Annotated in this window: 8 protein-coding genes; all 8 read right to left on the reverse strand. The window is 53.9% G+C overall.

Annotated elements, in window-relative coordinates:
- Window positions 1-72: 72 nt before the first annotated feature.
- The 8 genes from NSQ46_RS18710 to NSQ46_RS18745 all read right to left on the reverse strand — a co-directional run bounded on the left by NSQ46_RS18710 (window position 73) and on the right by NSQ46_RS18745 (window position 15,021).
- Complete coding sequence (locus NSQ46_RS18710) at window positions 73-1,938, reverse strand: ABC transporter ATP-binding protein (RefSeq protein WP_144879101.1); 1,866 nt, start codon at window positions 1,936-1,938, stop codon at window positions 73-75.
- Window positions 1,935-3,713 carry an ABC transporter ATP-binding protein gene (locus NSQ46_RS18715; protein ID WP_007129900.1) on the reverse strand — a complete coding sequence of 593 codons (1,779 nt, stop codon included), beginning with the start codon at window positions 3,711-3,713 and terminating at the stop codon, window positions 1,935-1,937. Before NSQ46_RS18715 ends, NSQ46_RS18710 begins: the two co-directional genes overlap by 4 nt.
- A gap of 753 nt (window positions 3,714-4,466) precedes the next feature.
- The gene (locus NSQ46_RS18720; RefSeq protein WP_342574316.1) at window positions 4,467-8,120 is read right to left on the reverse strand and encodes a dynamin family protein; all 3,654 of its coding nucleotides are present in this window, start codon (window positions 8,118-8,120) and stop codon (window positions 4,467-4,469) included.
- 996 nt (window positions 8,121-9,116) lie between these two features.
- The gene (locus tag NSQ46_RS18725; RefSeq protein WP_007129898.1) at window positions 9,117-9,398 is read right to left on the reverse strand and encodes a hypothetical protein; all 282 of its coding nucleotides are present in this window, start codon (window positions 9,396-9,398) and stop codon (window positions 9,117-9,119) included.
- 25 nt (window positions 9,399-9,423) lie between these two features.
- Entirely contained in the window at window positions 9,424-10,110 is a 687-nt protein-coding gene (gene nth / locus NSQ46_RS18730) for an endonuclease III (RefSeq protein WP_007129897.1), read from the reverse strand.
- Window positions 10,111-10,202: 92 nt separating this feature from the next.
- Complete coding sequence (locus tag NSQ46_RS18735) at window positions 10,203-12,929, reverse strand: S-layer homology domain-containing protein (protein WP_028403583.1); 2,727 nt, start codon at window positions 12,927-12,929, stop codon at window positions 10,203-10,205.
- A 77-nt stretch (window positions 12,930-13,006) separates the two neighbouring features.
- The gene (locus NSQ46_RS18740) at window positions 13,007-13,603 is read right to left on the reverse strand and encodes a GerMN domain-containing protein (protein WP_028403584.1); all 597 of its coding nucleotides are present in this window, start codon (window positions 13,601-13,603) and stop codon (window positions 13,007-13,009) included.
- Window positions 13,604-13,641: 38 nt separating this feature from the next.
- The gene (locus NSQ46_RS18745) at window positions 13,642-15,021 is read right to left on the reverse strand and encodes an N-acetylmuramoyl-L-alanine amidase family protein (protein WP_028403585.1); all 1,380 of its coding nucleotides are present in this window, start codon (window positions 15,019-15,021) and stop codon (window positions 13,642-13,644) included.
- Window positions 15,022-15,085 lie beyond the last annotated feature (64 nt).

A 15,085-nucleotide genomic window follows, 5' to 3' on the forward strand; every position in this document is an offset into this window, starting at 1 on the left:
GAAGATTGCAAGTGTCAGGCGACATTTTTTTTACATTTGTGTCGGTTTTGTTAAACCTTTGTTAAGACGTTTTTACAAAAAGCGGTATTGCGCTTCAATAAGTCCATGATAGGTTCCCTGCTTCTGCATAAGCTGGTTATGGTTCCCTTCCTCGATAATCCGTCCGTGGTCCAGAACGACGATATGATCCGCATGCCGGATCGTCGAGAGACGGTGCGCCACGATGAAGGAGGTGCGGCCTTTAAGCAGGACTTTTAGCGCTTCCTGAATTTTGAGCTCGGTTTCCGTATCGATGCTCGCCGTCGCCTCATCCAGAATCAGGATTCTCGGATCGGCAAGGAGCGCTCTGGCGAAGGACAGCAGCTGGCGCTGACCCATGGACAGCATGTTCCCGCGTTCTTCGACCTCGGTGTCATAGCCGCTCGGCATTTGAACGATGAATTCGTGAGCGCCGACGGCTTTGGCCACCTGCTCGATCTCCTCGTTCGTTGCATCCAGCCGGCCGAAACGGATATTGTCCCGAATCGTTCCGGAAAAGATAAACGTATCTTGAAGCACGATGCCGATCTGGTTGCGCAGACTCTCCACCGTGACCGATTGAATATCATAGCCGTCGATGGTAAGCTTGCCGTCCGTAATGTCGTAAAAACGGCTCAGCAGATTGATAATGGTGCTCTTGCCGGAGCCGGTGTGACCGACGAGGGCGATCGATTGCCCGGCCTTTACGTCCAGGTTGATTCCTTTCAGCGCCTGGCGGCCCTTCTCGTATTCAAACACAACGTTCTCAAGCTTGATGTCCCCTTGAATCTTCGGCAGCTTGACTGCGCCCGGCTTATCATCGATGCTCGGCTTCTCGTCGATAAACTCGAAGATTCGCTCCGACGAAGCCATGGCAACCAGCAGCTGGTTATACATTTGACCGAGTCGGTTGATCGGCTCCCAGAAGTTACCGACATATTGGGTAAAGGCGATCAAGAGACCGATCGTCAGCTCTCCTTGCTGTATAAGCGTTGCACCGAGCCAGAAAAGTATCAGCGTTCCGAAGCCGCCCGTTATTTCAATCAGCGGACCGAAGGACTGGTTCATGGCCGAGGCCTTATCCCAAGACTTTTTGCTGTCCAGGTTCATATGATCGAAGAACTTCATGTTCTCTTCTTCCTGCGTGTACGCCTGGGTCACCCGGATCCCTTGAATCGACTCGTTCAAGTGGGAGTTGATGCGGGAGTTCCGGATCCGCACGTCCTGCCACGCCCGGCGGATCCGTACGCGAAGCTTCGTGGAAATGAAGAACATGATCGGCACCGTAACGATTACCGCAAGACCGAGCTTCCAGTTAATAACGAGCAGAATAACGACAATGCCGACGAGCTGAACGCAGTCGATGATCAGATTGACGACCCCGTTCGTGAACAGATCCTGCAGCGAGTTGACGTCATTCGTCACCCGCACGAGCACCGATCCTGCCGGCCGTTTGTCAAAGAAGTTAAAGGAAAGCCGCTGAATGTGCCTGAACAAGTCGGCGCGAAGATCGTAAATGACCCGCTGCCCGATAATATTCGTGTACTTGATCCGGAAGATGCCTGCGATCCATTGAATCACGTACATGGCCAGCACGGCTATCGTAATCTGATAGAGCAGCGTCAGGCTCGGACTTCCGTTTTCCGGCTCGATGGCATGGTCAATGGCCTGACTTGTCAGAAAAGGAATCGCCAGCTTCGTGATCGTTCCGATGATCATCATCAGCCCGACCAGCGGCAAAATTTGCTTAGCGTAAGGCTTCATGTACGAGATCAACCGCGTCAGCTGCTTCCAGTTAAACGGTTTCTCGATCGCATCGTCATCCTTGTATACAAAGCGTTCGTTCTTCGCTCCCGGGTCCTGTTCGGACTTGGGAGCCTTTCTCCTATGATGGGGTTCTGTATTTACGTTGGCGTTCATGCTTGCACCTGCCCTTGCTTCCCTCCCGCTTGAGCCTGCCTCGCGATAAGGTCCGCATATTGTATTTTGTATACATCCTGGTATGGCCCCGGTACTGCAATCAATTCCTCATGCTTGCCGCGCTGAACGACCCGGCCTTCGTCGAGAACGAGAATTTCGTCGGCATGGCGCAGCGAGGAGATGCGGTGGGCGATAATAAAGGTCGTTCTTCCCTTCATGACCTCCTGGAAACCGGATTGGATTTCATGCTCGGTCTCCATATCGACCGCGCTCGTCGCATCGTCCAGTATCAGAATCTTTGGATTTTTCAGCAGGGCGCGGGCAATCGCGATCCGCTGCTTCTGGCCGCCGGATAACCCCATGCCCCGCTCGCCTACGATCGTATCGTAGCCGTCCTTCATTTCCATAATAAAATCATGCGCCTTCGCCAGCTTTGCAGCCCGAATGATATCCTCCATGCTCACGTCTTTCATGCCGTAAGCGATGTTGTTGCGAATGCTCGACGAGAACAGGAAGGTCTCCTGGAATACGGTAGCGATCTGGCTTCGCAGGCTGCGCACCTTGATGTCATTAATATTGATGCCGTCCAGCGTGATGGTCCCCTGGTTCACGTTGTACGCGTGCATAAGCAGCTGAATGATCGTCGATTTGCCGGATCCGGTTCCGCCCAGCAGGCCGATTACCGAGCCTGGAGGCGCATTCAAATTAATGTCTTTGACAGCCGCCATTTTGTTTCCGTATGCGAAAGTCACTTCGTTGAATTCGACATGCCCCTTCACTTCGCTAGGCACCAAATCCACGGCATTCTCGCGGTCCTTCACGTCAATCGGCTGATTCAGAAGCTCCAGCACCCGTTCGCCGGACGCCTTCGATTGCGTATAGTTGTTGATATGGAAGCCGATCCCCCACAGCGGTCCAATGATGTACCAAATCAGGGTAAAGAATGCCGCCAGCTGTCCGACCGACATCGATCCGTTAATGACCAGGCTTCCTCCGACGCCGAGCAATATAACGACGCTGATGTTTGCGAACAGCTCCATCATCGGGAAGTAGCGTGCCCACAAGGAAGATGCAAAGATCTGATTCGTCTTGTAGCGTTCGTTGCGCTCCGAGAACTTCTCGACTTCATGCGGCTCGCGGGCGAAAGACTTGACCGTGCGGACACCCGTAATGTTCTCCTGTACGGCCGTGGTCAGCGAGCTGAGCGCAAGCCGCATCTCCTGGAACGCCGGATGAATTTTCGATTCGAATTTGAGCGCGGCGACGACGAGAAACGGCATCGCGACAAGCGTGATCAGCGTCAGCTTCCAGCTGATCGTGAACATCATGATGGACCCGAAGGTGACCATCAGCACCAGATTGAGCAGCTGGGCGAAGCCGAAGCCGATAAACATCCGGATCGCTTCCAGATCGCCGGTCAGCCGCGACATCAAGTCCCCGGTGCGTGCCGTGTCATAGTAACGGAACGATAAAAATTGCAATTTTTCGTAGCAGGCGTTACGCAGCGAGTAGGCGAGGTAGTTGCCCAGCCTCCCTCCAAAAAAGCCGTGCAGAAACTGCATGGAGGCTTTGAGGATGACAACCCCCAATACGGTCAGTGCCAGCTGCGGAACCATGCCGAAGTTCTCCATCTTGATCGCATCGTCAATCAGGACTTGCAAGAGGTACGGGTACACAAGTCCCAGCGCCGTTGCAATCGCCAGACAGAGAATGGAGAGAAAGAGATAACTCCGTTTCTCCCAAAAGAAGCCCTGCAGTTGCCTAAGAACATTCATGATTTTCCTCCGTAGGATTTTTTTCGTTCAGGTTATGTAGCATTTATGAAGTTTATCATCGACCTGAACGGGCGGCAAAGAGAAATAACGGTCATAAATGAGCCAAAAGGACCTAATGAAGGCAAATAGTTAAACTTATCTTTGTTTACTGATTAAATAATCGTTAATTCTCACCTATGCTACTCTTTCTCCCGGAAGCGACCGCTTCGGGCAGCCACTGTGCATTTCGTCCCGGTTCAGGACTTTTTGGAGAAGGGTATCGGAAGGTTGGTTTTCTATGATTTCTGTCCCCAGGAGCCAGCATCTATGCTTGTCGTCCGAACGTCGACGCTGTTGATCTGTTGATCGTACAGCAGTCATTAGTCGACGCTGTTAATCGGCAGCAGTCATCATTAGAACATGGCAAGTGCAGGGGCAGGCGCCAAATACATGGGGTTTGTGCAGCCATTGCTCTTCAATCACGCGAAATAAAGTTACATAAAAAGGTAATTCACGGTTCCATAAAAAGAGACGCCTCCGCCGCCATGATGCATGGCTCGGAAGACGTCTGCGCTATGGATGTTTATTCTGCAAAGCAATGGACCGTTTTTACGCACCATTGCATGTTCCGTTCGGTGCGTGTAACGTTTTTACGGACCTACCGTCATCCATTCAAAACCTGGAACATACTTGGCTCGGATTTATCCGTGACCCGTATTTGTTCAATTGGCTTGGGAATATCGTCCCCACTCGGTTGAAACAAGGATGCCGGAATCAGCCTTGAAGAGGTCCGGCCGCCGTCAGCTCCTGCAAATCGTCAGCCAGCTTATTCCACACTTGCGGGGATTGCCCGTCCTTCAGCGAGTCGATGATGGCTTCAACCGACTCCTGAAGCTGTTCCTCAAGCGCTCCTGCATGATGGCGCAAGGAGTTGGCGACCATGCGGGCATAATGCTCCGCCAGCTGCTCCTCGCGCTTGCTGACGACGGCGGCGATCGCCTCCTTCACCTTCGGCTCGGCCGCTTCGCGGAGCTTGACGCTGCCGCTGCCCTCAAAAAAGTGCTTCGGATTTTTGAACAAGGACCAGAATGCCAGCCAGCCTCCGTCGATCAAAAGCTCCGTTTCGGCAAGCTCCGGAGACGGCCAATCCGGCTCCCGCCGGAGGGTGAGCGCCAATCCCTCCTCCATCGCTTGAATATCGGCTGCCGCTTTTCCGGCTGCGCCTTCGGTCAGCTTGCGTCCCGCCTGCTCCAAACGTAGCGTTGTCGCCCACAGCTCCTGATCCAGCTCCAGGGACAGCGTACGCAGCAAATCCTGGCCGCACGCGGCAAATGCCGATTTCATATTTCCGCTGTCTTCGCGGAGGACGGACGGGTTGAACGATTCCTGGAAGAATCGGTTCATCGCGTAATCGAGCCGCTGCCGCACATGGAACAACAGCTCGCTGCATTCCTGCGTTATATCGCGGGCCATCGTATCCTCCGTTAACCGCTCTAGCCGAACAAGCGCCTGTCTTCGCACTTCTTCCATCGCTTGGATCTTCTGCTGGCGCGTCGTAGCGTCCTGAGCGGCCAGCTCGGCCCATGTCCGAATCCGGTCCCGGATGGAAGCCACCTCATCATACCCGGCGCGCAGCGACAGCTTCGGCAATTCAACCGCGGCAAAGCGCCCAAGCGCCTCCTCGAATGCCGGAAACCCCGATACGGCGAGGACTTCCTCATCGTTCTGCAGCTTCCCGGTTAAGGCCGATTGACTCGACACCGGATAAAGATGCGGACTGCCGACGCCGTTCGCCGTCAAATTGCTGCGCACGTGCTTGATGACTTCCCCCAGCTCCTCTTCAGACTGGGCAAGATCGGCGGCATTTACGATAAAGAACATTTTATCAAGCGCGAAGCTGTCCTTCACCCGTCCGAGCTGGGACAGGAACTGGCGGTCCGCTTTGGAAAAGGCATGATTATAATACGTCACATAGACAATCGCATCGGCGTTTTTAATATAGCTGAACGTGACGCCCGTATGCCGGGCATGCAGCGAGTCTGCTCCCGGCGTATCGACCAGGACGATCCCCTGCTCGGTGAGCGGGCAGCTGTAATACAGATCAATCCCGTCCACGAAGCAGGATTTCCGCTCATCGGCGACATATCCGCGGTATTCCGGCAGCTGCACAAGCTCCGTCGTCCCGAGCCTGCCCTCCATCTCTTCCCAGCCGGCGGCCGCCGCCTTCAGAAATCCGTAATGCGGCAAAGCTGCCGGATGCAGCCCCGATGGTGTCAGCTGTTCCGCTGCCGCCCGCCAGCGGTCCGGGCTCGGCTCTGGCAATCCCAGCACGCTGAAGGAATACTTCAGATCGTCCCACCACATCTCGCGGGTCTTCATGCGCACGGCTGCGGTCCCATGAGGCTTTCCTTCAGCCGGCGCGAGAATGCGGTTTACCGCTGCCGTCGTCGGGTGCGGTGAAACCGGCAGCACCGCTTCGCCAAGCAAGGCGTTGGCGAAGGAGGATTTGCCGGCGCTGAACGCTCCGAACAGCGCCATCGTGAACGAGCCGCCCGCGAGCGCCTCGGCGCGGGCGGTCAAATCCCGCGCGGCGGAGCCCAGCGCGGGGTACGGCGCCAGCAGCGCGGCGGCCGCTTGCAGCTGCGCTGCCGCAGCGTCAAGCTGCTGGCGCCGCTGGGGCGCCCCCGGCGCAGCGCTGCTGCGGCGCGGCGCGGTGCGCCCCTGCCCCGGCTGCGCAGCCGGGGCGCCGCCTTGGGCAGCCGCCTGGGCGGGCTGCCCTTCCGGCTCCCTCACCTCCGGCAGGAGGCCGGGGGTGAGGGAGGCGCGCGGCGGGAGCAGCTGCGCCAGCTCCGCCGCGCGGGCGGCTTCCGCCTGCTGCAGCGCAGCATAGCGGGCGGAAGCCGCTGATTGCGCCAGCAGCTCCTCCTGCTGGCGCCCCAGCTCCTGCAGACGAACGGCTGAAGCGTCCGTCAGCACCGCCTGCAGCCGGTCGGCCAGCTCCGACACGGCACGGCGATAGCTGGCCTTGATGCGCTCGGCCAGCTCCCGGCAATAGTTCAGCACATACTCCCCGGAAACAATCGCATCCGACTGGATCCCGCCTGTAACCATATCCTCCTGAACCGTCGGCAGCTCATGATCCAGCATGCTTTCCCATTCCGTATTCCACTCCGTATAGCTCTCGGTGATGCTGCGGAACAAATGCCGGACATGCCAATCGACCTGAGCGGAGATCTGTTCCTTCAATCGGGCATGGAACGCTTCCAGACGGCGGCGCTTCTCTTCTTCGGTCTTTCCGCCCGAGAATAGGAATCCGACCTTGAACCCGCTGCGGCGGCTCTCCAAGAACAGGCGGGCGAGCTCGCGCACATCCGCTGGCGTTAAGTTCGCATTGGCAAGAAGAGAATCCGCCTCGCTGCGAAGCGCTTGGCGGGCAGTTCCGGGCAGCGATTCCGCCTCCCGCTTCCGTGACTCCAGCTCTTCAAGGCGCGCCTTAAGGGCCGCTGCCGCCTCCTCACCGCCCATTTCCTCAAGCAGCCGTTCTTTCTCGGGCTGGAGAGAGCGGGCGAAAGCGTCCACATGCTGATCCGCCGCATGATGCATGGAGCAGGATACGCTGTAGCCAAGAAGCGGATCTTTAATCGCGATAAGTTCACGAATCAGCGACTTGAGCCGCTCCCATTGGTTATAAGGATGCTCCTTCACCTTAAGCGACGTGCAGAGAAGTCCTTTATAGGCAATTTTCCACTGCGCAAAGGCCTTTTTCACGTCCTGCAAATAATCCGTTATCGACAGCTCCTGGTCCCGATGCTTATCGACCTGATTCACAATGAGATACAGCGGCTTTCCCCAATCCGACAAGCTTTTCGCAAACAAGAGATTGCTCTCCGACTGCACATGGTTGTAATCCATCACGTAAAAAACGACATCGGCCATATGAAGCGCGGAGTGGGTAGCCAAACGGTGACCGTCATCCGTTGAGTCTACCCCCGGCGTATCCATCAGAACGCCGGATTCCCCGAGCAGCGGAATGTCCTCCCATACCTCAATGGCTGAATAGGCTCTGCCCTCTTTGCAATAATCAGCCAGCTCCTCGATCGTCACCGTCATCGGCTCGCCATGATCATCGGCTGCGCGATGAATGAGGGCTTTCGGTGTGCCGCTGCGGATCGTGACGATATTGGCGCTGGTCGGCACCGGACCGGATGGCAGCACTGGTTTGCCGCAGAGCGCATTGATCATGCTGGACTTGCCGGCCGAGAAGTGGCCGCAAAACGCCAGCGTCAGCTCCCCGCTCGCTCCCTTGCGTATCAAATCCTCGGCTAGAGCCGCTGATGATTCGTCATTCCAATCCAAAAAGCGGTCCTTAACCGTTGTCATCGTCTTGCTAAGCTCATGGGCTCCCAGTTCACGTTCGGCTATCTTCAATGTCCTTTCTCGCTCCAATCCATGAATCTTATATTTCTGACACATTCTATTCACATCTTTTTATTGTATCATCGCTTGGGCATTAAAGGAATCATCGCATTTCGATCCCGCTGCGATTTTGCGACATTTCATGAGCGAAGAACACGTTAAGCTCCTCCCCGAATCCATCCTTTCATGCTTCGTGAAGCGGACATGCCTCGTTATCAAAAATTATGCAGCCTGATCCCCCGTGGATGGTGGGTGAACTACTTGCTTGTGACTTTAAAGTACAATGCACTACATGCGGTGGTTGATTTCACTCCCCTATGTTAAGGAGATGCATGAATGGTTCTTCCGATTCCTGTTGTTACGGAGGTGGGGATATCCGCCTGCAAAAGCGAACGAAAGTCTATGCTTCCGGTCGCTGCCTTCTGTTCGGAATGCGACGGAAAAGCTATTCCCTTCTTCAGATACAGTGCTCGCTTACCGTTCGTTATAATCATTCGTATGGTTCTAACTCATCGTCTTCCGATCTCCTGTTCGATGTGTATGTATCCGGCTTTCTATCCACATGTCCGTTGTTTACGATTCCTTCGGTCCAGAGATCATCTTATTATATTCTTATATTAATGAAAGAAAACAACGCATCCGGAGAGGACTCTAATTAACCGACATGCTCCTCTCGTTCCCCGTGCCCGTTTGCTTCTTCGAGATTACGTCATCGGGTGAACGATACGTCATATCCCCCGCAAGCATTTCCCCCGTTGCTTCCTCAACATACGAAAAGGCTACCCCGGGTCATAGACCTTACGGGACAGCCTCTTGTCAAACATCGGATCGATTGGATACCTCACTCGTAAACATCGGGAACGGTTAGCAGCAATGCCCTGCCGCCTTTCGCTACCCGAAGTTCTCTCAGGCGCCTTCCTGAGGTCCTGAAGAAGTATCGCTTATGAAAATCCGTGCCGCTGTGCTCAGCTTAAATGAACCAAATTGCGAAGCGCAGTCAAACGAGCTTTACGATACTACGGTTCCGTCTTCCGCCGGAATCAAAATTTCAAACACGCTGCCGTGCTGCAGAATCGTTAAACCGCGGGATTTGTCGCGCATAACCACGACTTCGGGCTTTTGCGACATTCTTTCCAAATAGTGTTCCGGCGCGTCCCCGGAATGGCTGAAGGTCACGCCTTCCACCTCTTGCTCTTCATTCTCGTTCAGTTGGTTTTGGCTCTCCACCACATGCTCGAAAATATCGGAGAACAATTCAAAGTTGTCGGTATAAACGGAGATGCATTTCATGTGTTATCCCATCCTCTTATCTTGTCTATGTCTTGCTTACTCTCGGCTGTTCCTTATTCTTCCTGACTGCCGATGTTTTCATACGCTTCTTTCCTTCACGGCAGACATCAAGGAGCGGGCAAATCTGGCACTGCGGATTTTGTGCTTTACAGTGGTACCTGCCGAAGAAAATAATCCGATGATGCGTTATCGTCCATTCCTCACGAGGCACCCGCTTCATCAGCTTCTTCTCCACCTCCAGCACCGAGTCCTTCCACGCAGCCAGACCAAGACGCTTGGACACTCGCTCGACATGCGTATCCACAGCGATGGCCGGAACGCCGAAAGCATTCGATACGACGACATTCGCCGTCTTCCGTCCAACGCCCGGCAGCTTGACCAGCTCGTCATGAGCTTCCGGCACCTCGCCGCCGTACTGCTCGATCAGGATCGCGCACAGGTTCTGAATATGCTTCGCCTTATTACGGTATAAGCCGATCCGCCGGATATCCTGCTCCAGCTCCTCGAGCGGCACCGATACGTAATCCAGCGGAGTTTTGTATTTCTGAAACAGATCCTTGGTCACTTTATTCACGGTTTCATCCGTACACTGGGCGGACAGCAGCACAGCGATGGTCAGCTCAAACGCATTGCTGTGATTCAGTTCGCAGTGTGCATCCGGAAACATCGTTGCCATTGTATCCAGAATATGACGTACCGTTGCCGCATTCATAATATGAATTCCCTCCCGCAAAAAAAAATCTTGATGCGAAGAAGCCCCCGCATCAAGACGGTGTGTCTCAAGTAATCCCCGGATGATAAATCCTACTGTTTTACAATCTCCACAACGACACCGTTGTTCAGGTACAGTACAATATTATCATTTTCCTTCAGGGATTGCACGGATAAAGTCGTGTCACCTTGATGAACAAATACTTTATCCGACAGGGCGAAGCGATAGTTATCGTTGATCGATTTGCGCTTCACCTGGATTTCGGAATTGCTGGACTGCCAGAAGGAGCGCTCCAGCTTTTCCATCACATTAATAATCGTCACGCCTTGAATATCCTTACGGATTTCAACGCGATCTGAAGCGGCAAGCGTGCTCAAGTTCGTAGCCGTCGAGCCGTTGCGGACGACCTTCACTCCTGCGCTTACCCCAATGGCTTGACTGTTGCCGGCATAATCCTTCACGGTCACCACATTACCGGATGCGTCCACATTCGTGATCTCGCCAAGCGTCAGCTTCACTTCAGATATGGCCACGGCCGTGTTACCTTGAAGGGATATGTTGACCAGCGTGCCCGGACGGAGGTCGGCAAGCAGGATAGCTTGTCCGCTCTCGCCCGTCAGCGTTGCTTTATCGGTATAAATATCGCTGGTCGTTCCGTTTGCTTTTACACGAATCCGGTTCTTCGAAGGCTCCGTAAAGACAACCTCGAACTGGGCTGCCGTCTTCACTTTTAACGTCTGCAGATAATCCTGGTTAGTCGACAATTGAGCTGACACTTCGTCACCTACTCGGACATCCGCCAGCGATGCGGAAGATTTGCCGAAAATTTCAACGATCAGCGTGGTGTTATACGGAATTTCTTCCACTTTACCGTTCGCGTCCACAATCGAGATGATTTTCTTGGACGTATTGATGCTGCTGACCTTGCCTTCGACCTTGTATACAACTTCCAGCGACAGTGCCCGGGTCCCGATAACCGACACGCTCACTTTGCGTCCTGCGCCCAAGAGCGGCTCCACTTTATCGAGCGTCGTTCCCGTGCTTGCTTCGAGCTTCGTCTTCTCATCCAAAATGATGACCCGCGGCTGGTTATTCGCATCACGAACGGTCAACCAACGCGTCTTTGGATCATAGTTCACGATGGTAGCGGCATCGAGCTGTTCCATCTGCCGGCCGGTTACCTCAATCTTGGTCACTTGCTCTTCCCCATTGATCGTCAGCAAAACCTTGTCTCCGGAAACGGCATCTGCCAGCAGATCCGAGAGAACCGGCTTCGCTACGCCGCTGACGATAATCTCAGGCTTGTCAGCCAAAAACTTCGTTTCGAGCTGCGTGCTGCCATTCCGCTTGTAGGTGATCGTCTTGCCGTTCTCTTCAACCGCATACAGCATGCCTTGAACGGTACGTTCTACGCTTTGCGCAACTTCCACGGACTGAAGAACGCTGTTCTCCACCAAGAATTTCACCGTGTAGCCCGCCTTCAGCTCAGCCGGAGTCAGAATTTGATTCTGGTAACGGATCACGGTCTTCTCGTCCCAGGCAAACGTATCCTCGTATCCTGTGCTGTCCTTCAGAGTGATCGTCTTATTTACGGTGTCGATGCTCGTGATGACGCCCTCAGACGACTTATTCACCAGCCCGCTCTTAACGCGAATCGATACGATTCGTTTTTGCGGGCTGAAGGTTTCGCGTTCAATGGTAAGCAGGCTGCCTGCTGCAAGGGTCTTCGGATCAATTTTATTCCCGTTTTGATCGAGGAACAGCGTATTGGCATCATAGCTCAGCTCCTCAAAGGTGCTGCCTGTATCGAACCAAATGACATGATTTGGCGACAGTCGTGCATATGTACGCTCGAAACGCTCCACTTGCTGTGCAGGATCCTTGGTTTCCACATAAGCCGCAGTTCCGTTATTCGCTACGACCACAACCTTCGTATAAGGTTTCAGATCGGAGAATTGCTGTCTCTTCGCGGAATCCGAAGTAAAGTACGCGGTCGATGCATCCAGCTTGAACGAGTGCAGCTTGCCGTCAACGTACAATTCGAGCTTGCCATTATCCAAGGAAGCGATATAGCCTTCGTATTGGTTGACATATTTCGTATCGATATACGCTTGCGCACGGCTGAAGAACGTTGCCAGCTGGGCTCTCGTCACAGCTCCTTGCGGATCGAACTTATTGCCGTTGACGCCCTGGGCCAGCCCTAACTCTACCGCTACGTTCACATAGCCAAGGCGATCCGGAGAAATTTTGGCATTATCTGCAAAGCCTGTCGCATTATTCTTGGCGGCATTTGCCTCCGCGGTACGTCCGATGGAACGCACCAGCATTTCGGTAACCCATTCCCGCGATGCTTTCTGCGCACCCCAGATGACCTTTTCGTCCGAATAACCGGACTCCTTTTGCTTGTCGAGCAGGCTTTGCTGAAAAGCCAGTTGAACGTACTGCGTGAAATAATCGTTAACTTTAATATTTGTCGGTAATGTCGCAGCGCCGCTGCCTAGCTGATCCTGCATGCTTAAAAAGCGGATCGCCATCGTCACAGCTTCCTGCTGTGTAACCGGATCATTCGGTCTGAACTTTCCGCTACTCCCCGTAACGATCCCTTGTGCCGCCAACTGATAAATGTACTTTTCTCCCCAATAGCCTGCAGCGACATCACTGAATGCTCTTAGGCTTGATTGCGTTGTGCTTGCTGCCGTGCCTCCCGACGTTTCATTTGCTGATACGGCGGAAGCGCCGCCCCCCAATGCTATAAGTCCGGCCATGACGGCGGAGACCACTTTTTTGGAATGAATATGTTTGCTGTGTCTAAGTACCATTCTCTTTCCCCTCTCCTAACTACTGCTTCATCATATACTACTATTCGACAGCAGATCGTGATCTCCTTCAACCATCATTACCGAGTCATCGGATTTTCCATATCGACGTGCCCCATCAAGGACTCCGTCTGCTGTCCGTCGACGAGAAGCTGGATCGATTCCACCTCGTCGAACTGGAAAAATGTCTTCTTGAGCGCATCGACAGCAAACGACTCTCCGCCGGCCCCCAGATTGGCTTCGTCCGGAACGGCTACATCAATCGTCAGCTTGCCGCTTTCGAATTGTACCGAATGAAGCTGGATTTTCTCCCACAGCGGAAGCTTGTCCGCATCGCTGCTCTGCTGGAGCGTCTTGAATGCGGCCTCGTATTTCCCAAGCTCATCCTTATAGGAAATCTCAGCTCTACCTTCGACCAGCTCCATCATCTCGGGGTCGGTATAATACGCTTTGATGCTCTCCGTCTTCATTTCGGGCGCAGTCGCTTCGTTTCCGGCTCCTGACGTCCCGCCCGAGCCGTTCGTCACGCCGCCGCTTCCATGGCCTGTCTGATCTTCGGGTGCAGGAGTTACCTGCTCCGGCGTGTCGTCCGGCGCAGCTCCGGGCTTCTGTCCGCAGCCGGCGCCGATCAGCATGACGGCTGCCAGAAATCCGGCCGACCATATTTTTTTGTTCAAAATCGCCACCTCCTGCAAATTACACTGGACTCGTCTCATCAATTCACATTCAAATAATTTTTAATACCGCGAACAATGGCCGCTGCCACACGATCCTGGGTTGCGGGATCAAACAGCTTGCTCTCATCGGTCTTGTTGCTCATGAAGCCGACTTCCAGCAGCGCTCCCGGCATCTTCGTCTCGCGAATGACATGGAAATTGCCGTATCTTACTCCGCGGTCCTTCAAGCCCATGGCCTTGACGATTTCTTTGTGCAAGGCGGCTGCCAGCGCTTTGTCGGATTGGTCGTAATAATACGTTTCCGTGCCCGTTGCGGCGGAAGGGCCGCTGTTCGCATGTATCGATATGAAAACGTCCGCTTTCAGATCGTTCGCCAATTTTGCGCGATCCTTCAGCTCGAGAAATTTATCCGTGCTTCGGGTCAACACAACATCAATATTCGGTTCATTCGCAAGCAGCTTCTCGACCTTCAGCGCCATGGCAAGGTTGAAATCCTTCTCCCTCTTCTTCGTGACGCCGATTGCCCCCGGATCATGATCCCCATGACCGGCATCAATCACGACGATCTTTTTGCCGCTTGTACCCGGTGATGGATCTGTAGCAGCAGTCAGTGCCACGGTCAAGATCCCGGAGCCGTTCTCAAGCCCGGAAACCGTATAGTTTGCCGGTTGGTTCAGATCAAGCACGATCCTAACCGTGAGAGGGCTGCTGTTATAGAGCGAATAACGAACCGACTTCACGTCGGAGTACCCGGACACCGCCATCTGTCCGAATTTGTTCACTTCGTCATAATCGTTCATGGTGCCGAAGCTGTCAGAAAACTCCGTATTGACCATATCGATGACGATACGGTCCGGATTGCCCAGCTTCGAAATGCTCGGTTTGGCATTGCCTGTGACAGCAACCATCAGTTTATTGTCGCTGAAGCTTATGCCGTCTACCGTGGCCGTGTGGGCCCCATCGGCTCCATCCGGGTTGCTTCCTGCATTGCCGGAAGTCAAATGCACCGATTTTGTCCCGTTGTCCCATCGAACCTGCATCCCCATCTGTTCACTGACAAATCGAATCGGAACGATCGTCGTCCCGCCTCGAAGAACCGGCGCTTTGGTCATTTGGACCCGCTGCCCGTTGATGTCGGCATACTGGCTTCCGATAGTCATCGTTACTTTCTGGGATCCGTCTTGGACAGTTACCGTTTTGGTTGCCTTACTCCAATCAACCTGAAAGCCAAGATTCTCGGATACGATTCGAATCGGCACCATGACCGTCCCATTGATGTTTTCCACCTTGGCACCCGATGACACATTGATTTGTTGACCGTCCAGGTAAATTTTTGCGCTGTACGAACTTGCATCCGCCATCTTAGGAAACGCAATCATCATGACAACCAGAAACAATAAAAAACCGAACTTCTTCATCCTTCACCCCTACCATCCTATTATTTTGCCATAGATTGGCGTTTCTGCAATCGGCCTGTCCGAC

It is taken from the genome of Paenibacillus sp. FSL M8-0142 (assembly GCF_038597315.1).
In the GTDB taxonomy this organism is placed as follows: Bacteria; Bacillota; Bacilli; order Paenibacillales; family Paenibacillaceae; genus Paenibacillus_AQ; species Paenibacillus_AQ lactis.

Coding starts and splice junctions, on each gene's coding strand:
- NSQ46_RS18710 (WP_144879101.1), bottom strand. CDS start 1,938: ATGAACGCCAACGTAAATACAGAACCCCATCATAGGAGAAAGGCTCCC.
- NSQ46_RS18715 (WP_007129900.1), bottom strand. CDS start 3,713: ATGAATGTTCTTAGGCAACTGCAGGGCTTCTTTTGGGAGAAACGGAGT.
- NSQ46_RS18725 (WP_007129898.1), bottom strand. CDS start 9,398: ATGAAATGCATCTCCGTTTATACCGACAACTTTGAATTGTTCTCCGAT.
- nth (WP_007129897.1), bottom strand. CDS start 10,110: ATGAATGCGGCAACGGTACGTCATATTCTGGATACAATGGCAACGATG.
- NSQ46_RS18735 (WP_028403583.1), bottom strand. CDS start 12,929: ATGGTACTTAGACACAGCAAACATATTCATTCCAAAAAAGTGGTCTCC.
- NSQ46_RS18745 (WP_028403585.1), bottom strand. CDS start 15,021: ATGAAGAAGTTCGGTTTTTTATTGTTTCTGGTTGTCATGATGATTGCG.